This is a genomic window from Rhizobium sullae (assembly GCF_900169785.1).
Classification (GTDB): domain Bacteria; phylum Pseudomonadota; class Alphaproteobacteria; order Rhizobiales; family Rhizobiaceae; genus Rhizobium; species Rhizobium sullae.
In genome coordinates, this window is the sequence record NZ_FWER01000074.1 from 1 (window position 1) to 20,667 (window position 20,667).

General features: G+C 61.4%; 19 protein-coding genes and 1 pseudogene. 7 read left to right on the forward strand and 13 right to left on the reverse strand.

Features of this window, described 5'->3' with window-relative positions:
- From BN1800_RS35490 to BN1800_RS35520, 7 genes are all read right to left on the reverse strand, one after another.
- The coding region (locus BN1800_RS35490; protein ID WP_280173991.1) for an ACT domain-containing protein at positions 1–429 on the reverse strand (429 nt) is incomplete at its 3' end.
- Between the two features lie 77 nt (positions 430–506).
- Positions 507–1,814: a type III glutamate--ammonia ligase gene (gene glnT / locus BN1800_RS35495; RefSeq protein WP_087005036.1), complete on the reverse strand. Its 1,308-nt coding sequence runs from the start codon at positions 1,812–1,814 to the stop codon at positions 507–509.
- Positions 1,815–1,896: 82 nt separating this feature from the next.
- Positions 1,897–3,225 (reverse strand): FMN-binding glutamate synthase family protein, encoded by a 1,329-nt coding sequence (locus tag BN1800_RS35500; RefSeq protein ID WP_087004999.1) that lies wholly within the window; start codon positions 3,223–3,225, stop codon positions 1,897–1,899.
- Between the two features lie 14 nt (positions 3,226–3,239).
- A complete protein-coding gene (locus BN1800_RS35505) occupies positions 3,240–3,926 on the reverse strand; it encodes a GltB/FmdC/FwdC-like GXGXG domain-containing protein (RefSeq protein WP_087005002.1) in 687 nt (228 codons plus the stop codon).
- A gap of 40 nt (positions 3,927–3,966) precedes the next feature.
- The gene (locus BN1800_RS35510; RefSeq protein ID WP_087005005.1) at positions 3,967–4,872 is read right to left on the reverse strand and encodes a class II glutamine amidotransferase; all 906 of its coding nucleotides are present in this window, start codon (positions 4,870–4,872) and stop codon (positions 3,967–3,969) included.
- A gap of 95 nt (positions 4,873–4,967) precedes the next feature.
- On the reverse strand, positions 4,968–5,630 hold the full coding sequence (locus tag BN1800_RS35515; RefSeq protein WP_165928067.1) for a helix-turn-helix domain-containing protein: 663 nt from the start codon (positions 5,628–5,630) through the stop codon (positions 4,968–4,970).
- 204 nt (positions 5,631–5,834) lie between these two features.
- Complete coding sequence (locus BN1800_RS35520; protein WP_027512889.1) at positions 5,835–6,794, reverse strand: GlxA family transcriptional regulator; 960 nt, start codon at positions 6,792–6,794, stop codon at positions 5,835–5,837.
- A 97-nt stretch (positions 6,795–6,891) separates the two neighbouring features.
- Between BN1800_RS35520 and BN1800_RS35525 the strand changes: the two genes are divergently transcribed.
- Genes BN1800_RS35525 through soxG form a run of 4 tightly spaced genes read left to right on the forward strand, consistent with a single transcriptional unit; the run spans position 6,892 to position 11,930 of the window.
- Positions 6,892–8,142, forward strand: coding sequence for a sarcosine oxidase subunit beta family protein (locus BN1800_RS35525; protein ID WP_087005008.1), 1,251 nt, complete (start codon positions 6,892–6,894; stop codon positions 8,140–8,142).
- Between the two features lie 23 nt (positions 8,143–8,165).
- Positions 8,166–8,444, forward strand: coding sequence for a sarcosine oxidase subunit delta family protein (locus tag BN1800_RS35530; RefSeq protein WP_027512891.1), 279 nt, complete (start codon positions 8,166–8,168; stop codon positions 8,442–8,444).
- Positions 8,441–11,404 carry a sarcosine oxidase subunit alpha gene (locus BN1800_RS35535; RefSeq protein ID WP_087005011.1) on the forward strand — a complete coding sequence of 988 codons (2,964 nt, stop codon included), beginning with the start codon at positions 8,441–8,443 and terminating at the stop codon, positions 11,402–11,404. Before BN1800_RS35530 ends, BN1800_RS35535 begins: the two co-directional genes overlap by 4 nt.
- Positions 11,397–11,930, forward strand: coding sequence for a sarcosine oxidase subunit gamma family protein (gene soxG, locus BN1800_RS35540; RefSeq protein ID WP_087005014.1), 534 nt, complete (start codon positions 11,397–11,399; stop codon positions 11,928–11,930). The genes BN1800_RS35535 and soxG overlap by 8 nt, the downstream gene beginning before the upstream one ends.
- Before the next feature lie 137 nt (positions 11,931–12,067).
- Here the strand turns inward: soxG and BN1800_RS35550 are convergent, their stop codons facing one another.
- The 3 genes from BN1800_RS35550 to BN1800_RS35560 all read right to left on the reverse strand — a co-directional run bounded on the left by BN1800_RS35550 (position 12,068) and on the right by BN1800_RS35560 (position 14,673).
- A complete protein-coding gene (locus tag BN1800_RS35550) occupies positions 12,068–13,330 on the reverse strand; it encodes a sensor histidine kinase (RefSeq protein ID WP_087005020.1) in 1,263 nt (420 codons plus the stop codon).
- Positions 13,331–13,334: 4 nt separating this feature from the next.
- Complete coding sequence (locus BN1800_RS35555) at positions 13,335–14,033, reverse strand: response regulator (RefSeq protein ID WP_087005022.1); 699 nt, start codon at positions 14,031–14,033, stop codon at positions 13,335–13,337.
- A gap of 103 nt (positions 14,034–14,136) precedes the next feature.
- The gene (locus BN1800_RS35560; RefSeq protein ID WP_027512896.1) at positions 14,137–14,673 is read right to left on the reverse strand and encodes a Spy/CpxP family protein refolding chaperone; all 537 of its coding nucleotides are present in this window, start codon (positions 14,671–14,673) and stop codon (positions 14,137–14,139) included.
- Positions 14,674–14,982: 309 nt separating this feature from the next.
- Here BN1800_RS35560 and BN1800_RS35565 point away from each other — a divergent pair, with 309 nt between their 5' ends.
- Positions 14,983–15,189: a hypothetical protein gene (locus BN1800_RS35565; RefSeq protein ID WP_087005025.1), complete on the forward strand. Its 207-nt coding sequence runs from the start codon at positions 14,983–14,985 to the stop codon at positions 15,187–15,189.
- A gap of 671 nt (positions 15,190–15,860) precedes the next feature.
- On the opposite strand, the gene BN1800_RS35575 is transcribed toward BN1800_RS35565, so the two are convergent.
- The gene (locus tag BN1800_RS35575; RefSeq protein ID WP_087005031.1) at positions 15,861–16,751 is read right to left on the reverse strand and encodes a LysR family transcriptional regulator; all 891 of its coding nucleotides are present in this window, start codon (positions 16,749–16,751) and stop codon (positions 15,861–15,863) included.
- Positions 16,752–16,847: 96 nt separating this feature from the next.
- Between BN1800_RS35575 and BN1800_RS35580 the strand changes: the two genes are divergently transcribed.
- Positions 16,848–17,843, forward strand: a complete 996-nt coding sequence (locus BN1800_RS35580) for an aldo/keto reductase (RefSeq protein ID WP_087005042.1) — start codon at positions 16,848–16,850, stop codon at positions 17,841–17,843.
- A gap of 485 nt (positions 17,844–18,328) precedes the next feature.
- On the opposite strand, the gene BN1800_RS35585 is transcribed toward BN1800_RS35580, so the two are convergent.
- A complete protein-coding gene (locus BN1800_RS35585; RefSeq protein WP_143534218.1) occupies positions 18,329–18,703 on the reverse strand; it encodes a hypothetical protein in 375 nt (124 codons plus the stop codon).
- 434 nt (positions 18,704–19,137) lie between these two features.
- Here BN1800_RS35585 and BN1800_RS35590 point away from each other — a divergent pair.
- A pseudogene (locus BN1800_RS35590) lies at positions 19,138–19,284 on the forward strand (proline/glycine betaine ABC transporter ATP-binding protein); the annotation flags it as partial.
- A 152-nt stretch (positions 19,285–19,436) separates the two neighbouring features.
- Here BN1800_RS35590 and BN1800_RS35595 read toward each other — a convergent pair.
- Positions 19,437–20,667, reverse strand: a 1,231-nt coding sequence (locus BN1800_RS35595) for a flagellar biosynthesis protein FlgA (RefSeq protein ID WP_244564778.1), incomplete at its 5' end; no start/stop codon positions are given.

Below are 20,667 nucleotides of genomic sequence, written 5' to 3' on the forward strand. Positions count from 1 at the left end.
CTTGGTCACGGGAATGTGGTGGAAGGGAATATCATGATTGACCACCACTTTCTGGTAGTCGAAATGGTTGGAGACGACGCCGACAACATCGATCGGCAGCGCGCCAATCTTCCAGCGGTAGAGAAGATCGTTGAGACAATGGCCGAAGCGCGAGACCATCAGCATGACCTTCATGCGGCGCGAGCCATCGTGGATCTCGGCTTCCATCCCGAACTTTCCGGCGACCGGCTTTAGACCTTCGGTAAGCTCCGCAAGACCAATGCCCTCTTCCGACCGGAAGCTGACACGCATGAAAAAAAGGCCGGTATCGAGATCGTCAAACTGCGAGGAGTCGATGATGTTGCAACGGGCGTCCGCGAGATAACCGGACAAGGCGGCCACGATGCCGCGCGTTGACTTGCAGGTGACCGTCAGGATGAATTGCGTCATTGCGGCTCTTTTCAGCGATGTCAAAAAAGACCCCGTGCACAGTACGGGGAAAGGCCGCGATGGGCGGCAGAGAGATATCAGACGTCGAGGGTCGTATCATGTTCCCAGGCAGTAAACTGCGAGCAATAGGTATTCCACTCGCCGTGCTTTAACTTCAGATAGGCGGCGGAAAACTCGGTGCCGAGCGCGGCCTGCAGTTCGATGTCTTTCTCATACTCGCGAAGCGCATCCAACAGGTTGAGCGGTAGTTTGGGCGCATCCGTTACGGTATGTCCGTCGCGGTACATGTCGATATCGTGATGCGGCCCCGGATCGGCGTTGCTGCGAAGGCCAGAAAGCCCCGCCGCGATGATGATCGCCTGCAGCAGATAGGGATTGACCGCACCGTCGGGCAGCCGCAACTCGAAGCGGCCGGGGCTTGGCACGCGCACCATATGGGTGCGGTTGTTGCCGGTCCAGGTCACCGTATTCGGCGCCCAGGTCGCACCGGAGATCGTCCGCGGCGCATTGATACGCTTGTAGGAGTTAACGGTCGGATTGGTCACCGCAGCCAGCGCCGGGGCATGTTTCATGATGCCGCCGAGGAAGGTCTTGCCTTTGGCGGAAAGACCAAACGGCATCGTCCTGTCGGCAAACGCATTATTCCTACCCTCAAGGTCCCAGACGGAGATATGAGCGTGGCATCCGTTGCCGGTCAGTCCCTTGAAGGGCTTCGGCATGAAGGTGGCGCGAAGACCGTGTTTCTCGGCGATCGACTTCACCATGAATTTGAAGAAGGAATGCTTGTCCGCGGTCTGCAGCGCATCGTCATATTCCCAATTCATCTCGAACTGGCCGTTGGCATCCTCATGATCGTTCTGATAGGGCTTCCAGCCGAGTTTCAGCATGCAGTCGCAGATCTCGGTGATGACGTCGTAGCGGCGCATGACAGCCTGCTGATCATAGCAGGGCTTTTCGGCATTATCGAACGCGTCGGAAATCTTCGAACCATCCGGCGAGATCAGGAAAAATTCCGGCTCGACACCGGTCTTGACGCGCAGGCCCAAATTCGCAGCCTCGGCAATCAACTTCTTGAGGAGGACCCGGGGGGCCTGCTCGACCGGTTGATCGTCCATGACACAGTCGGCCGCGACCCAGGCCACATCCTTTTTCCACGGAAGCTGGATGATCGAGGATGCATCCGGAATGGCGAAAAGGTCGGGATGGGCAGGCGTCAGATCGAGCCAGGTGGCAAAGCCTGCAAAGCCCGCGCCGTCTTTCTGCATGTCAGCAATCGCTTCGGCCGGCACCAGCTTGGCGCGCTGGCCACCGAACAGGTCGGTAAAGCTAATCATGAAATATTTGATGCCGTTGTCCGCAGCATATGTCGAGAGATCCAGTGTCACATCGTTCCCCTTTTTGTATTCAGACACTTAACGGAAACGAGCCGCATCCTCCCAAATGCGGCTCGCTATTTTCGATGCGGCTTCAGAAACCGCCCTTACCTGGGTACCAGCTGGTCCCGGCGAGCGGGATCTGCGCCATGGCAGCCGCTTCCATGGTCAGCGCACAAAGATCTTCCGGCTCCAGATTGTGCAGGTGGTTTTTGCCGCAGGCACGAGCGATGGTTTGGGCTTCGAGCGTCATGACCTTCAGATAGTTGGCAAGGCGGCGGCCAGCGGCGATCGGATCCAGGCGAGCCGCCAGTTCCGGATCCTGCGTCGTGATCCCGGCCGGGTCCTTGCCTTCGTGCCAGTCGTCGTACGCGCCAGCCGTGGTACCGAGCTTCTGGTACTCGTCTTCCCACCTCGGGTCGTTGTCGCCCAGTGCAACCAGCGCCGCCGTTCCAATAGCAACGGCATCGGCACCCAGCGCCAGAGCCTTCGCGACGTCCGCACCCGAGCGGATACCGCCCGATACGATCAGTTGCACCTTGCGATGCATTCCGAGATCCTGCAGCGCCTGAACCGCCGGGCGGATACAGGCGAGGATCGGCATGCCGACATGCTCGATGAAAACGTCTTGCGTGGCCGCGGTGCCACCCTGCATGCCGTCGAGAACGACGACATCCGCGCCAGCCTTCACCGCTAAAGCCGTATCGTAGTACGGACGCGCGCCGCCGACCTTCACATAGATCGGCTTTTCCCAGTCGGTGATCTCGCGCAGTTCCATGATCTTGATCTCGAGATCGTCCGGGCCGGTCCAGTCAGGATGGCGGCAGGCCGAGCGCTGGTCGATGCCCTGGGGCAGGTTGCGCATCTCGGCCACGCGATCGGAAATCTTCTGACCGAGCAGCATGCCGCCGCCGCCCGGCTTTGCGCCTTGGCCGACAACCACTTCGATGGCATCGGCGCGACGCAGGTCCTTCGGATTCATGCCGTACCGCGACGGCAGATACTGGTAGACCAACGTCTGCGAATGGCCGCGCTCTTCATCGGTCATCCCGCCATCGCCGGTGGTGGTGGAGGTTCCGGCAATCGTCGCGCCGCGTCCGAGCGCTTCCTTGGCATTGCCGGACAGGGCGCCGAAGCTCATGCCAGCAATGGTGATCGGCGTCTTCAGGAAAATGGGCTTCTTGGCGAAACGCGTGCCGAGGACGACCGACGTGTCGCACTTTTCGCGGTAACCTTCGAGCGGATAGCGCGAGATCGACGCGCCGAGAAACAACAGGTCATCGAAATGCGGAACCTTGCGTTTGGTGCCTGCGCCACGAATATCGTAGATGCCGGTTGCCGCAGCGCGGCGGATTTCCGCCAGCGTGTAATCGTCGAAGGTCGCGGACTTGCGCGGCGGGGTGTAGGGGTTGTGATAGCTCATGATGGTCCCTCGCCTTAATACGCGTCAGCGTTGTCGATATTGAAATTGTAAAGCTTGCGGGCCGAGCCGTAGCGCTTGAATTCCTCGGGCCGCACGCCGGTCACGCCCGCCTTTTCGAGGAGTTCGGCCAGTTTCGTCAGATGCTCCGGGCGCAGCTCCTTTTCGATGCAGTCGGCACCCAGGCTCTTGACCGAGCCGCGCACGAAAAGCTTCGCCTCATAGAGCGAATCTCCCAACGCATCGCCGGCATCGCCGAGCACGACCAGGTGGCCGGATTGGCCCATGAAGGCGGACATGTGGCCGATGTTGCCGTGAACGACAATGTCGATGCCCTTCATCGAGATGCCGCAGCGCGAGGCCGCATTGCCCTTGATGACCAGCAGCCCGCCGCGGCCAGTGGCGCCCGCATATTGGGAGGCGTCACCTTCGACGACGACGGTGCCTGACATCATGTTTTCCGCGACGCCCGGACCTGCCGAGCCATAAACGGTGACGGTGCCGCCGTCGTTCATCCCGGCGCAGTAATAGCCGACAGACCCCTTCACATCGACCGCGACGGGCGTGTCGATGCCGACGGCAACGGAATGGCTGCCGCGCGGATTGACAACCTCGAAGGAAAGGTCGTTCGAACCCTGCTGGATGCGGTGCAGAGCGCTGTTCAGTTCACGCAGGGGAGTGTTGGCAAGATCAATGACAGGCATGTTTCAATAACCCTTGGAGAATGCGCGGCAGGCGCCCTGGTCAGGCGGCTTTCTGGTGATCCCAGAAATAGACGGTTGCAGGCTCCGGCTCCCAGACGCGCGCGGTTTCTATGCCAGGCAGGTTGACGAGCGCCCGGTATTCGGAACCGAAGGCGACGTATCGGTCCGTTTCGGCCATGACAGCGGGCTTGCAGGCAATCGGATCGCGCACAACGCCGAAGCCGGACCTGGTGCCGACGACAAAGGTGAAGAAGCCGTCGAGGTCGTCGAGCGCGCCGGTCAGGGCCTGCCCGAGGTCCTTGCCCTTGGCCATTTCAGAGGTGAGGTAGGCGGCTGCGACTTCCGAGTCGTTCTGGGTTTCGAAGGTCATGCCCTCCCGCACCAGCTCGCGGCGCAAATTGTTGTGGTTCGACAGCGAACCGTTGTGCACCAGGCATTGATCGGAGCCGGTCGAGAAGGGATGCGCACCGAGCGTCGTGACAGCCGATTCCGTTGCCATGCGGGTATGGCCGATGCCGTGCGAGCCGCTCATGGAGCGGACGCCGAAACGGGCGACGACATCCTTCGGCAGCCCGGTTTCCTTATAAATCTCGACGCTCTCGCCAGAGCCCATGACGCGCACGTCGGGGCGAAGCGCGGCCAGAACCGGCCGGATCGCCGCAAGCATGTCCGCAGCGATCTCGATGACGGCATGTGTGCTCTTGACGCTGACGCTGGCCGGGACGCCGGCTTCCGCCAAATCTCTTTCGAGACCGGCGAAATCCGCCTGCGGCTTGGCCGACTGGATCGTCACCTTCGCTTTTGCCTCGGCAATCGAGCCGTAGATTGCAATGCCGGCCGAGTCCGGACCGCGGTCCGTCATGGTGATCAGCATTTCCGACAGGAGCCGACCGAGCTCAGGCTCAAGCCTCCGGTCTTTGAGAAATAGTCCAACAATTCCGCACATGGCCCAGCATCCTCAGTTCGTCTCTCAACGAGAGCTATCAGACCGTACGGCAACAATCAACTATGAGGAATAAATTTTTCTTTTTAGGCAATAATCTAATCACTCACCGTCTTCTGCTGCGGATAGGAAATGATCGAGAGATAGCGGCAGGGAAGCTTCACGAGCTCCTCAGGCCCATGTGGCGCATCCGCATCGAAGAACAGGCTGTCGCCCGGTTGCATCCTGTAAAGGGAGTCGGAATGGCGGTAGACCACCTCCCCCTCCAAAAGGTAGAGAAACTCCATTCCGTCGTGCTGGAAGGTGGGAAAGACGTCGGATTCGGCAGTCAAGGTGATCAGATAGGGCTCGACCGTGACACCGCTGGTATTGTTGTCGATATGGCCAAGCAGGCTGTATTGATGCCCGGCGCGCGTGCCGCGACGCTCAATATTCACCCCCTCACCTGCCTTGACGAAGGTTGCGTTCCGTGGCTCCTCGAAGCGGCGAAAGAAGGCGGTAATCGGAACGCCGAGCGCCTTGGAGAGCGTTTGCAGTGTCGTCAGCGACGGCGAAATATTACCGTTCTCGATCTTCGACAGCATACCAAGCGAAATGCCCGTCGCCGCAGACAGATCCGTGACGGTGATGCCGAGCTTTTTGCGAAAATTACGGACCTCGTGTCCAATCGCCAATTCGAGATTGTTGACGCGTGGTTCGCGAACCGCGTGCGGATTCTGATCCAGCGCCACGGCATTTTCGATCTGTGTCTTGGACGTCATGATGTCTCCGGCAGAAAGCAAAGGTTATCTTCTCAGGAAATATTTCAAGATTCAAAGGAAAAGCCACACCCCGTCCTGAATACGCGTGCAGAAGCGTACGTCTAAGTGCATTCAGATGGAAACGCGGTCGACCGCGTGCCGGTTTCGGAGCCGGCAGCACCGGGCTCACCGTCATCTGTCAGCGACGAATCAGTCCCGGCTGTCTTACCGCCGCGCATTTCTCGGGTTTTTGTCGAACATGGCCTTAAACGATCTGGAGAAATGGCCAGGGCTCGAAAAGCCGGTGGCAAAGGCGATCTCCGAAATCGACAGGGGGCTTTGCTCCAGCAGCCGGAGGCTGTGCTGCAGGCGGATCTGTCGGTAGGTGTCGAGGAAGGTCATGCCGCGGTGCTTGAGAAAGAGCCGGTCGAGATGGCGCGCGCTGATGCCGGCGAGCCTCGCCATCTCCGCACGGCTGAGCGGATTTTCGATCGCAGTCTCCATCTTCTCCAGCACGGTGAGAAGCGCCGGGTGATTTGTCCCGAAGCGCTTGGCGGCCGATGCCCGCTGGGGATCGGTCGGCTCGGCGACGGCGGTATGAAGGTACCAGTCGCTCACCCTGCGGGCAAAATCGGCGCCCATCCGCTCGGAAATGACGGCGTGCATCATGTCCAGCGGCGCCACCCCTCCGCCACAGGTCACGCGTGCACCGTCGATGACGAACCGGGCCTGGCGCGGGGCCAGATGCGGAAATGCCTCTTTCAGGAGAGACGCATGTTCCCAATGGATCGTGAAGTCGCTGTTGTCGAGCAGGCCGGCCGATGCCAGCACGTAAGAGCCGCTCGATATGCCGCCGATCCGCACACCGTTGCGCGCGAACTTCCTCAGCTGCGCATGGAGCGAGGCGCTTGCGCGCCAGTCTTGCGGGTCGCCGCCGGCACAGACATAGATCGTATGGCAGGTGCCCCCGGCCTCGGAAAGGCTGTTGCAACCGATCGTCAGGCCGGACGAACTGCGAACCGGAAGACCATCTGCCGACAAAGGGATCGCTTCGTAAAGAGCGTTTCCGGCAATCAGGTTCGCCGCCCGCAACGGCTCGGTCGCGGAAGCATAGGACATCAGCGCAAAATTCGGCACGAGGAGGAAGCCGATCCGCTGCAGGTTCTTCTGGTCGCCAGCACTCATGTCCCGAAATTACAGCATATGGTCCCATAGATGCAATGCTTGAGCAGTTCCCCATGCTATTACACGGGCAACTGGTCCTTCTTGGAAAGAAGCATCGATGCGCTATTCGGCACTGTCCATCGTCTTAAACGGGCTTTTCGGAAACAGGAACTGGACGCCCGCCTGGCGGCAGCCCGAGCCCAAGCCCCATTATGACGTGATCATCGTCGGCGGTGGCGGACACGGCCTCGCTACGGCCTACTATCTCGCCAAGGAATTCGGCATCACCAATGTCGCGGTACTGGAGAAGAATTATGTCGGTTCCGGTAATGTTGGCCGCAACACGACGATCATCCGCTCCAACTACCTGCTGGCGGGTAACAATCCCTTCTACGAGCTTTCCATGAAGCTATGGGAGGGGCTCGAGCAGGATTTCAACTTCAACGCCATGGTATCGCAGCGCGGCGTGCTCAATCTCTTTCACTCCGATGCGCAGCGCGACTCCTATACCCGCCGCGGCAACGCCATGCGGCTGCACGGCGTCGACGCCGACCTTCTCGACCGCGCCTCGGTCCAGAAGATGCTGCCATTTCTCGACTACGACAATGCCCGCTTCCCGGTCCAGGGCGGCCTGCTGCAGAAACGCGGCGGCACCGTTCGCCATGACGCGGTCGCCTGGGGCTATGCGCGCGGCGCCGATCAGCGCGGCGTCGATATCATCCAAGGCTGCGAGGTGACGGGCATCCGCCGCGACAATGGACAGGTAACCGGCGTTGAAACCAGCCGCGGCTTCATCGGTTGCGGCAAGCTGGCGCTCGCAGCCGCAGGCAATTCTTCACAGGTCGCCCAGATGGCCGGCCTGAAGCTTCCGCTCGAAAGCCATGTGCTTCAGGCCTTCGTCTCGGAGGGCCTGAAGCCCTTTATCGACGGAGTGGTCACCTTCGGTGCCGGACACTTCTACGTCTCGCAATCCGACAAAGGCGGCCTTGTCTTCGGCGGCGACATAGATGGCTATAATTCCTATGCCCAGCGCGGAAACCTGGCGACGGTCGAACATGTCGCGGAAGCCGGAAAGGCGATGATCCCGGCGCTGTCGCGCGTTCGGGTGCTGCGCTCCTGGGGCGGCATCATGGACATGTCGATGGACGGTTCGCCGATCATCGACCGTACCCACATCGACAATCTCTATCTCAATGCCGGCTGGTGCTATGGCGGCTTCAAAGCGACCCCGGCGTCGGGATTCTGCTTTGCCCATCTTCTCGCCCGCGACGCACCGCACAAAACGGCGACGGCCTTCCGGCTCGACCGCTTCCAGCGTGGCTACCTCATCGACGAAAAGGGCCAGGGCGCCCAGCCCAACCTTCACTGATTCGCGGACCAAGGACATTCGAAATGGCAAGTCTCGTGCCCTGCCCGCATTGCGGGCGACGACCCAAAGAGGAATTCACCATCAAGGGCGCTGCCCTTGCGCGGCCGGCGGCCGATGCCGGTGCCGGCGAGTGGTTCGACTACGTCTATCTGCGCGACAATCCCCGCGGCGCCTACGAGGAATACTGGCACCACACCTCCGGTTGCCGCCGATGGCTGGTCGTCACCCGCGATACCGTGACCCATGAGATCGCCGCGTGCCGCGACGCTGCGTCCGGTGAGAAAGAAGGCAGACGCGCATGACATCCTACCGTTTGCCGAAAGGCGGGCTGATCGACCGCTCCAAGCCGCTGCCTTTCACCTTCGACGGCAAGGCGATGCGGGGCCTTGGGGGCGACAGCCTCGCCTCTGCACTGCTTGCCAACGGCCGCCAGCTCGTCGGCCGGAGTTTCAAATATCATCGGCCGCGCGGCATCCTGACGGCGGGTGCCGCCGAGCCGAACGCGCTGATGACGATCGGCAGCGCCGGCCGCACCGAGCCGAACACGCGCGCCACCATGCAGGAACTCTATGCCGGCCTCGAAGCGAAAAGCCAGAACCGCTGGCCGTCCCTCGACCTTGATATCGGCGCGCTGAACAGCCTTCTGTCGCCCTTCCTCAGCGCCGGTTTCTACTACAAGACCTTCATGTGGCCTGCCGCGTTCTGGGAAAAGATCTACGAGCCCTTCATCCGCAAGGCGGCCGGACTGGGCAAGGCGACATATGCGGCCGATCCAGACGCCTATGACAAATGCTGGGCGCATTGCGACCTACTCGTCATCGGCGCGGGGCCGGCGGGTCTGGCAGCGGCGATCAGTGCTGGCCGTGCCGGCGCCCGCATTATTCTCATCGACGAACACTCCGTTGCCGGCGGCCAGCTTCTGGGCGAGACCGCATCGATCGGCGGCAAGGCGGCAGCCGATTTCGCGGCTGACTGCATCTGCGAACTCGAAGCCTTGCCGAATGTGACCCTTCTGACCCGCACCACAGCGTTCGGCTGGTATGACGGCAATGTCTTCGGCGCCGTCGAGCGGGTGCAAAAGCACGTGTCCGAACCGCAATCCAACGTACCTGTAGAACGCCTCTGGCGCATTGCCGCCAAGCGCGCCGTGCTGGCGACGGGAGCCGAGGAGCGCCCGCTGATGTTCGGCGGCAACGACATTCCAGGCGTGATGATGGCGAGCGCCATGCGCCACTACCTCAACCGCTATGCTGTCGCCCCCGGCAAGACGGCGGCGATCTTTACCACCAATGACAGCGGCTACGCGCTGGCCCGCGATCTCGAGGCGCAGGGCGTCCACCTCGCCGCGATCGTCGACAGCCGCGAAAACGGCGGCAGCGGCTACCTTGGACCGGCGCGCATCATCCGTGATGCCGTGGTATCGGATGCCAAGGGCGGCAAGGCCCTCAGCGCAATCGATATCCGCTTAAATGGCCGCACGGAAAGGCTGAACGTTGATGCCCTGGCCATGGCTGGCGGCTTCAGCCCGATCATCCACCTCGCCTGCCACCGCGGCGGCAAGCCGGTCTGGTCGGACGACAATGCAGCCTTCCTCGCACCGGGCAACCTGAACGGGCTCGCGCTCGCCGGCTCCGTTTCCGCCGTCAACGGCCTTGCGGCCTGCCTTGCGGACGGTGCGCGGCAGGGCATTGCCATGGCAGAGGCACTCGGCTTCAAGGCAGCACCCACCGCATTCGGCGCGGTAGAGAACGATATCGTCGCCCCGCCTGAAAAGGCTGTGTGGTCCATAGCCGGCGTCAAGGGCAAGGCCTTCGTCGATTACCAGAACGACGTGCATCGCAAGGACCTCGGCCTTGCCGTCCGCGAAGGCTATGGCCATGTGGAGCTTGCCAAGCGCTACACCACCAATGGCATGGCGACGGACCAGGGCAAGCTTTCCAACGTCAATGCCATCGGTCTTCTGGCCGAAGCACGCGGCGTCTCGCCGGCAGACGTCGGCACGACGACGTTCCGGCCCTTTTATACGTCGGTCTCCTTCGGCGCGCTGGCAGGCGCCTATCACGGACATCATTTCCAGCCGGTGCGCAAATCGCCGCTGCACGGCTGGGCGGAAAAGAACGGCGCCGTCTTCGTCGAGACAGGCCTTTGGTATCGCTCCTCCTGGTTCCCGCGAAAGGGCGAACAGACATGGCGCGAAAGCGTCGACCGGGAAGTGCTGAACGTGCGGGAGAATGCCGGGCTGTGCGACGTCTCAATGCTCGGCAAGATCGAGATCTGTGGCAAGGATGCGGCGGAATTCCTGAACCGGGTCTATTCCAATGCCTTCCTGAAACTGCCCGTCGGCAAGGCCCGCTACGGCCTGATGCTGCGCGAGGACGGCACGATCTACGATGACGGCACGACGAGCCGGCTTGAGGAAAATCGCTTCTTCATGACGACGACGACGGCCTATGCCGCAGGCGTCATGAACCATCTGGAGTTCTGCGCGCAGGCGCTGTGGCCGGATCTGGACGTGCGCCTCGCATCGGTCACCGACCAGTGGGCACAAATTGCGATCGCCGGGCCGAAAGCCCGCTCCATCCTCCAGAAGACCGTAGACGACGACATCTCCAACGTTGCCTTCCCCTTCCTTGCCGCAAAAGAGGTCTCGCTTTTCAACGGCAAGCTTCACGGCCGCCTCTTCCGGATTTCCTTCTCCGGCGAACTCGCCTACGAGCTTGCCGTGCCGGCCGGCTTTGGCGAAAGCGTCGCCGATGCCCTGATGGACGCCGGAAAAGACGATGGCATCATGCCCTATGGCGTCGAGGCGCTCGGCGTCATGCGCATCGAAAAGGGACATGTCACCCACAACGAGATCAACGGCACCGTCGTTCCGGCCGATCTCGGTTTTGCGAAAATGGTCTCGGCGGTGAAGGCCGACTTCATCGGCAAGGCAATGGTGGGGCGCGAGGGGCTTGTGGCGGAAGACCGACCGCGCTTAGTCGGCGTCGTGCCGCTCGATTCGAAGCAGTCCTTCCGCACGGGTTCCTACATCCTCTCCAAGGATGCGGCCGCAACGCTCGAAAACGACCAAGGCTATGTCACCTCAAGTGCGTTTTCGCCCCATGTCGGCTCGACCATCGGCCTTGCCCTTGTCAAGCACGGATCCGAGCGGCACGGTGAAGAGGTGATGATTTGGAACGGCCTGCGCAATGAATTTACTGCGGCGCGCCTGTGCAATCCGGTGTTCTTCGATCCGCAGAACGAGAGGCTCCATGTCTGATTTCCGCCCGACCCTTCGCCCTGTGCTTGGCGCCAAGCTGGCAATCTCTTCTGCTGCCGTCAGGCTCTCATCGCTTCCCGAAGGCGCTGTCATCCATGTGCTCGCCCGGCCCAGCGAACAGGATGTAGCATCCGTCCTCGCCGGCCTCGCCAAGGGGGCCGGCCTCACCGTACGCCCTGTTTCGCCCGGTCAGTGGTTCATCATCGGTGAAGAGCCGATGACATTTCAGGACATGAAGGCCCTGTTCGACGCGCTCGAACCGCGCGCGAGCGGCGTCGACCAGAGTCACGGACGCGTCCGCATCCGGATCAGCGGCAAGATGGCGGCGCGGGTCCTTTCCAAGGGCACGGCGGTCGATCTTGCTTCGGGCTCCTTCCCCGTCGGACAATCTGCAACGACGCTGATCGGCCATATCGTGGCCCACATCACCTGTATCGATGCCGAGACATTCGAGATCATCGTGCTGCGAGGATTTGCCGAGAGCCTGTGGGACGATCTCGCTCGCATGAGCGCAGAATTCGGCTGACCGCGGGTTTGTTAGGCGTGTAGACGTCGCTGTTGCGGACGAGCTCCAATGGCAGGACGCCTTCATTTGCAGTTCGGGTCAACGTGATGCCGACGGCATCCGAAACCGTCAGTCCCAAGAAGGGCGGCATTGAGACTTCAGTTGATCTTTCCAGCGACCCGGTGGACAGGAAGCGCTACGATGAAGCAGGCGCCGCCGCCCGGTGGGGATTCGTAACGGACCGAGCCGCCGTGACGCTCGGCGATCTGGCGCACGAGCGCCAGCCCCAAGCCCCAGCCGCCGGTGGCCTCGCTTCGTCCCGAGGGCCGGTAGAACGGCTCAAATACGCGGACCTTCTCGCTGTCCGGTATGCCCGGGCCGTGGTCGCGGACCCTCAGTTCTGCTGTATTGCCTGCCTGCGCAAGAGTAGCGGCGACAGGCGGGCCGCCGTGGCGCAGCGCGTTTTGCATGAGATTGCGAACCAGCCTGCCGATCAGGCGCGCATCGCCCATGACAGTCACAGGCGTGCCGGTGACCTCGACGCCCGTGCGCGCGCCTTCTTCCGAGACCAGGGCCAGGAGGTCGACGGACTCGAGCGCATCGAGCTTCTCGATATGGTCGAGCCTGCTCGCCAGCAGGATCTCCTCGACGAGCATATCCAGTTCGGCAAGGTTGCGTACGATCTCCTCCTTGCGGTTCTCGTCCGGCGCCTGCTCATAGAGATCGATCGCCATGCGCAGGCGCGCAAGCGGCGAGCGCAATTCGTGGCTGGCATTGGCGAGCAGAGCGCGGTGTGACTTGATCAATCGCTCAACGTGATCGGCAGCCTTGTTGAAGCTCTTCGCTACCGCCGCGACCTCATCGCTGCCGTCGGCCGGTACACGCGCCACGAAATCACCCCTTCCCCACGCATCCACGCCCCTGCGTAACCGCTCCAGCCGGCGGGTCAGATGGCGCACCACCGGATAGGCGGCGAGCCCGATGACGCCGGCAATCAACGCCAGATAGGCGAGCGGATTGCGGCCGGACGGACCGATAGACCGCCCCATGCGAGCTGCCACGGCGCGCCCGTCGGGCAACTTCGTCACCATGGTGTGAAAGTTGCCTCCGCCGTGGCGCCAGGGCCTTTCGAGAATGTCGCGCGGGAGCGGCCGACCGGCGCTCGCGATCAGGCTGCCGTGCGGATCGTAGACGGCTATGTCGGCGTCCAAGGCCCGTGAAAACCGCTCCAGCGCCGCCTCCACCGACCGCCTGTCCATGTCGGGCGGAATCAGCGCGGCGACGAACCGAGCACGTTGGCTCTGCCAACCGGACTCCTCCTCTCCCTGTCCCAGCCACACGAAGGCCGCACTGGCGACGGCGACTGCTGCAAGGCTCGCGAGCAGCGTCAGGTAGATTTTCAGGAACAGCCGGCTGCGCATCGCTCTATCTCTCATCGTCCTGGAACCGGGCGAAGACATAGCCGGCGCCGCGCACGGTGATGATGCGCCTCGGATGCTTGGGATCGTCTTCGATGGCCGCCCTGATGCGCGAGATATGGACGTCGATGGAGCGGTCGAACGCATCCAACTCCTCGCCCTTGACGGTGTCCATCAACCGTTCGCGCGACAGCGTGCGCCCGGCATTTTCGGCAAGCGCCACAAGCAGGTCGAACTGGTAGCTGGTCAGGGCACATTCACGGCCGTCGATCCTGACCAAGCGGGATCCCGGATCGATCTCCAGCCGCCCGAAGCGCAGGACGCGCGAAACTGCTGCGCTACCGTTGCGGCGGCGCAGGACCGCCTTCAGCCGCGCCAGCAATTCGCGCGGATTGAAAGGCTTGGGCAGATAGTCGTCGGCTCCGAGTTCCAGCCCGACGATGCGATCTGTCTCTTCGCCTTTGGCCGTAAGCATGAGGATCGGCACGTCCGATACCGCGCGCATGCGCCGGCAGGTCTCGAAGCCGTCGAGGTCCGGCAGCATCACGTCGAGGATCACGGCGTCCGGGGCGCGGCGGCCAAGGTCGGTGAGGGCTGCGGTGGCCGTCGCCGCGGTGTAGACGGTGTAGCCGTTTCCGGAGAGATAGTCGGCGAGCATGGCGGACAGGCGCATATCGTCGTCAACAATCAAGACCCGTTCCGCCATCTCCTGCGCTCCGTTCAGTCGCCTACAGCGCCGCGCGTCAGACGCGCAGAGGTCGCTGTAGCACTTTGGAACGCTGCATGTACATTGCAGGAGCCGCCTCGCCCTACCATCGGCCGTGGCCCCTGCGCTCCTTCAAATGCTCAACGAGCTTGGCCCGCTGCTCCGGCGTCAAAACTGCGGCGGCATCGAGGAGCGCAGTGGTCATCTTGCGCGAGGCCTCGTCGATGGCCGCGATGCGCTCACTGCGGAGCTTTTCGGCAGCGGCACGGTCGACGGTCGGGGCGCCGAGGAGCTCAATAACCTGCTCACGCGTCTCGCGGACGTCCCGGAAAGTCGGCCCGATCTCATCGCGCGCCTTGTCGATGATCTCCCAAAGCTTGTCTTCCTGCTCGGACGTCGCATCGATTTCGTCAAGCACGGAGCCGATCCGGTGTTCCATAAAGCCGCTACCTCCCATATGTGCGTGCATCATGTGGCCGCCCATGCCGAAACCGAAACCGTCGCTTCGCGCGGCCGCAAACCCGGCCGCGCCGACAATAGCGACGGCTGCTAGGCTGCCGATCGCGGTGCGGCGCCCCCATCCTTTCGAGGCTGGTTCGCCGGACGTCGGGCTTGCCAAGTTCTTGTCCTCGTTTTCCATAGTTAATCTCCTTTCACTCCGCAGCGCCTGCTGCAATGGAGGAAAGCTAACAGAGCAACGTGTCGCGCGTTCCGGGTAAATGTAAAGGAATGTAAAGCCGGAGCGGCGCCTTCGAGGACGGGCTTGGCGGCATCAGTTCCCTCGAGCCGTCGTGCCGACTCGATAAAAATTCCTGCGCCCAAACAGGCAGTTACACCCTCAATGCGTTAAAGTTTGCGCAAGAGTATTTTCGAGAAAGAAACATTCGACTAAAGTCATACTCGCTGGGGTCAGCAGCTAGAAAAAGTACTATTTTTGGGAGGAAATAGAATGTCACACAAAGTGGCCTTGAAGAAACGCGCTTTGTCTTCAAATGACCTGAGTATGCTAGATGGTTTGCTCAAGGAATGGTGCGAAAGCCGCCACTACGACATTTTAAACTTAGAGGCCCAAGAGGCCGCGCGGGAATTGGTGATGTGGTTCGAGTTCGGCGTCGATAAACCCCACCAGCTTCGGGAGTTGCTTGCGACCCGTTAATCAGAACGCCCGTCCGGCACCATTAGGCCAAATGGGCACGGCGGGATGACACCCGCCGAATTCGCTCGAACCATCAATCCGCGACGTGATGCGGTGCTGTGTAGCCGGAATGGCTCCGCGCCGCATCCCGCCGCTACCGAACGACAATCCCGTTCAGACATCATGCACCCAAATGACCGTTTGGCGCGTCAATCAGGTTTCCTAGCGGACGGTCGCTTCCATCAGCGCTTACCCAGTCCACTTAAGCCTTTGGGACAAGCTTCTTTTCGCGGCAAATATGCTACTCTTCTGGCTCGCGCATACTGTCTCAAAAAACATATCGGTCAAAGAGGCGCGTTCCGCCAGTATATATTCTGGCAACCTGGCCCTGCAACCGTCCGCACCCCCCGCCCCGCAGGGCCTTTTTTTGTTTGCACGCGCCGTTGATGGAAACGCCAAGCCAATCCCGGTCAGGGCAGACAGTCACGCGAGCCCTTACCCATGGTTTGCTTCTGGATCGTCGGGGATATGCTGAGTTCAAACGCGAAGCAAACTCACTCATGCCGTTGTCTCAGTTGCAATCGACAGGAGCAGTCCTTGTCGAGAATTGATAATATCCCGCCGGGCTGAAGGCTCTTCCATTTTTGCAGTCAGAACGACCCTCGAAGCACGATTGCAACGTGCATGACCTGTCAGCCCGAATACTTGAAGAACTCGATGAAGGCACGTAGTGCGGGCCGCATCTGGCGCCGGCTTGGGTAATAAAGGTAGACACCGGGAAACGGCGCGCACCAATCGGCAAGGATCTGGTACAGCCGCCCTTCTTCAATGGCGGCCCTCGCCATGTTCTCTAACAGGAACGCGACACCAGCGCCGTCGAGCGCGGCCTCTAGCACCAGCCGATCGTCGCCTAGAATAAGCGGGCCGTCGACATCAAGGACGAGCTCTTCGCCATCCTTTTCAAATTCCCATCTATAAACCTGTCCGCTGGCAAATCGCCGTCGGATGCACGCGTGATCCACTAGCTGACGCGGATGGACCGGCACGGTCCTTTGCGCAAAATAGGAGGGTGAAGCAACGATGCTTGCCCGTATGGGCGCGCTCATTCTCACGGCGATCATGTCCGGCTCCAGGCTCTCGCCGAGCCGCATGCCGCCATCGAGGCCTGCAGCGACAATGTCGTTAAATGGCTCCTCGACCCGGACTTCCAGTACGACGCCCGGGTAAGCCCTGATGAAATCCGCAAGACGTGGCGCCAGAAGCCAATGCGCCGCAAAAGGCGGCACGCTGAGGCGAAGATTGCCGGCTACACGATTACTCATTTCCTTTACCGCATCGAGCGCCAGGTCAATCTCGCCCAGGGCCGGCTTTAGCCGCTTGAGAAGCAGTGCGCCCTCTTCCGTTAGCGCGATGCTACGGGTCGTTCGAGAAAAGAGCCTTACTCCCAAAGTAGTCTCCAGGCTCGATATGGCGTGGCTTACAGCAGAAGGCGCTATCTCCAACTCCTTGGCCGCGCCGCGGAATCCGCCGCAGCCAGCCACGGTCGCGAAGATTGCAAGTTGAGGTAGGCGACTTCTGTCCATTGTTCTATTCTATAGAACAGCGTGTGAATTTCCAGGCGAATTAACGAACGACCTCCCATGTCCTATCCTCCCTTCATCACAAAAGGAGTTCAGGTGATGAAAAAACGGAAGCTCGGAAGCGAACTGGACGTCTCGGCGGTAGGCCTTGGATGTATGGGCATGACTTTCGCCTACGGCGGTCAGGATGAGGCAGACGCTATTCGCACGCTGCACCGCGCGGTCGAGATCGGCATAACTTTCTTCGATACCGCAGAGGTTTACGGTCCTTTCGATAATGAGGTTCTGGTCGGAAAGGCCTTGAAGGCGCACCGGCATCGCGTCGTGATCGCAACCAAGTTCGGCTTCAAGATCGCCGATAAGGGCGAAGGCATGTCGCGGATGGTCGGGGTCGACAGTCGTCCGGAACACGTGAAGGCTGTAGCCGAAGGCTCTCTCCGGCGGCTCGGAATCGAGCAGATCGACCTTTTCTACCAGCACCGCGTCGATCCCAACGTGCCGATTGAGGAAACTGTTGGAGCCATGGCGGACCTCGTCAGGCAAGGCAAGGTGAAAGCGCTCGGCCTTTCGGAAGCAAGCGCTGCCACTATAAGGCGGGCGCATAATGTGCACCCGATTTCGGCGGTGCAGAGCGAATACTCGCTGTGGAGCCGCGATCCGGAGGAGGAGGTCTTGGCTGTCTGCCGCGAACTTGGCATCGGCTTCGTCCCCTACAGTCCTCTCGGTCGCGGTCTCTTGACCGGCGCAATCAATAAGCCCGATGAGCTTGCTTCCGATGATTGGCGCAAGAACCTGCCACGCTTTCAAGCTGACGCCATGGCTGCGAACGCCGCCCTTATCGCAACATTGAAGGCCTTGGCGCAGGCAAAAGGCGTGACGGCGGCGCAACTTGCACTGGCCTGGGTGCTGCATCAGGGGGACTTCATCGTACCGATACCCGGCGCGCGCAAGCTTAAGCATTTGGAAGAGAATGCTGCGGCAGCAGGTATCACCTTGTTAGACGACGAGCTTAAACAGATCGGCGAGGCGCTCGCTCCGGCAAAGGTCACCGGCAGCCGCTACCGCGAGCAGGAACTTGCCCTTGTGAACGGGTAGACTGCTTTGCGCCTCACGGTTCGACAAGGCGTTCCTCCAATTATGCCTTGACGGTCACCCTCGGGCGTCACCGATTGCCCGGACGGCCCATCCGCTCAAGCTTCAGCGCCACACAACCGTGGGGCAGAGCCAAGGCGGTCGGAACGACAGGCTGGCGCAGGCAAGGTACCGGTCGTCGAACGCAGTCCTTGCGACATCGCGGCCGGCCAATAGAACTCGCTCGGCTACTGGCCGCGCCCGCCGCCTCACCGAGATAACCCACTAAGGCATCTGGTGGATCTGACACGAGACCGAACCTGTGGCACCGTTACCGTCGACGGCGGTGAAAGTTGCCAACACAACGGTCGCGTCGCCCGCGTTCGAGATATCGGCGGCCTCCTCAATGTCGATTGCGGGGAACCAATAGCTTTGCCAGGTCGCCAAATAGTGCTTGCCGATAAAATATCGTGCTGAGGCGTGGTCGGATGAAATCCACGGCAGCGGACCTACCAATGATTGCGATCGGCGCGAGCCGGGATCATCTGAGCCGCGCGGATGCCTAGCCTACCATGGCGGAGATGACGCACCCATGTTGCGAGCGCGACCACAGCAAGAACCGCTGCTGCCATGCGCAGCCACGAATAGGCGCCGATCCGGCTCACCGCCACGATTTTGGGCCGACGGCGGAACAGGGCCAGCTGCTCACGCAGGTCGGCAACGTCCTTTCGAAGCCAGGCGACCTCGCGTTGGGCCGATTGCAGATCGTCGTCGACGGGTATGTCTTCGGCCAGATCGGCGACGGAAGCGTCTTCCTCCACGTCCGCAAGATGTTCTCGAAGCTGGGAGGGACTATCAAAACCCTTGAAACGGATATTCGTCATCGACTTACCTCGGTGCTTTTTCGCACTTATCACCCTCCTCGGCCTGGCGCCGCGCTTGGCCTTGCGGCGGCCGTCGGCGTACAAGCAGCGGTCGACGCCGTCCTTGGAGCGGCCGTCCTTCGTCGCTTGGGACATACCGCCCGTTCATGCCGGTGTCGGTGGATGCCCGCCTGGCCATAGTGCGTCTCCATGCTGTGCCTTGGAAACGCTTCAGACCCCAAAAAGATGCATCGGGGGTGATCGGAGCCGAAGGTCGATGGCCGTGCCGTCGTGCGCATGGCCGCAAGCCGCCTTACCCGAAAACAGGCCCGGTCAGACATCAGGTGCTGGCTTGCTAGTCGCCTCCATAGCGGCGGTAGGATTCCGCCTTGGCAGGCGGAGAGATCAACGGGCGGACGCAATGTCCCTCCGGCGGCTTGCCACATCCGGCTGCGCTCACTCACGATCTGGATGAAGCCCTCCGCGTACGTGACCATATCGTCCGAGACGGCGAGGTCATTCGACAAGGCGCCAGCCAGGACATCGTCCTTAGACCAGCAGACGCATACTTCGCCAACTTCGTGAAGGAGGTCAATCAGGGTGCGTTGTCGACGTAGATGTGGTCAAGGGCGCCGGTACAAACAGCGTTCGACGCCCAGCGATCCGCCGCTTCGTCGACATCGACATAATGCAACCGGTCCAGTTGGCGCGTGGACGGGCGCTCTTGCGCGACATTGCCTCAAGCGAAATCAACCTACCGCGACGTCGTCGAAAATATCCGGTCTTGCTCCTGTCGCAAACTCAACAGCTCGGAACTGCCGCCGATTTCGACGTCAGCACATAAGATTGGACTTCCCGCCGATACCGGGCGAACCAGCCTGCGGTTGGCAGCGAGATAAAAAGGCACCGGACTTTCGCCCGATATCGCCTGCGCCGGCACCATCCTACCGGAAACGTTGGTGATCGAATGATGGTGGCCGCTTGCCGCAAGCAGCGTTCCCGCCGGCAGGTCGGCATCCGCATGGGCGATGAGGTCGATGAGCGGCTTTGGCTCCTCGGCACCGCTTGACACACCTTTGAGCCCGACTTCCAGGACGCTGCTCGCCGCCTCGACACCCAGAAGGTGGCGCGGCAGATAAAGCATTGCAGTCCGGCCCGACCGGCTGACCACGTGGCCCTTTTCGGCAAGCATGGCCCATGTCGCCGCATCGTTGCATTCGACTGTGACGAAGACGCCACCAGCGAAGCTGACTTCGCTAGGGAGCCGGAGGCAATGAAATACGTCAAGAATTGCTTTGTGAGCAAGCAGGCCACCCTCCTCCACCGGAGCGAAAAAGTCTGGCACTTCGCCGATCCGCGCTATGGGGGCGTGCAGATCCAGCCGATCCACAGTGAAGCCGGTCGCATTGGCAACAAGGGTCAGTTCGCAAAGATCAGGCACCGTCCTCTGGGGCAGCGCTGCTGCTGCCTGCGCCCTGCCTGCTGCGACATCGGGGGCAGCCAGGGCACCCAGCTCGAGCCAAGCGGCAAACTCCGGAGCGTAGATCGACGTGCCGTTGGAGGTCAGTATGTTTTTCGCCGGATCAAAGACGAAGTCGTATTCGCTGGATTTGCCAGCAGCGATGATATCCAGACCGAGAACCTGGGCCCAGCTGATCAGCCCCATGAGAAGGCTTGGCTGATCGCCATCGACCGGGGTTACCAGCACATTGTTGCGGCGAGCCCGCGCAGCAAGACCAGGGCCTACCACGCTGTCGACCTCCTTTGACACGAGCGCCACATGCTTTCCGGCATCGATGGCGAGGCGCGCATGCCGCGCGCCGGCTTCGGGATGGCCGGTCGCCTCGACGACCACGGTGAACGGAAGAGCGAGCACAATCTCGAGGTTGTCCGTTGCGACATACCGGTGTTCGGCCCAGGCCGCCGCCGCCTCTTCTTCCGTCCGGCAAAGGACGATTTCACCGGCGGGCACTCCGATCGAACGG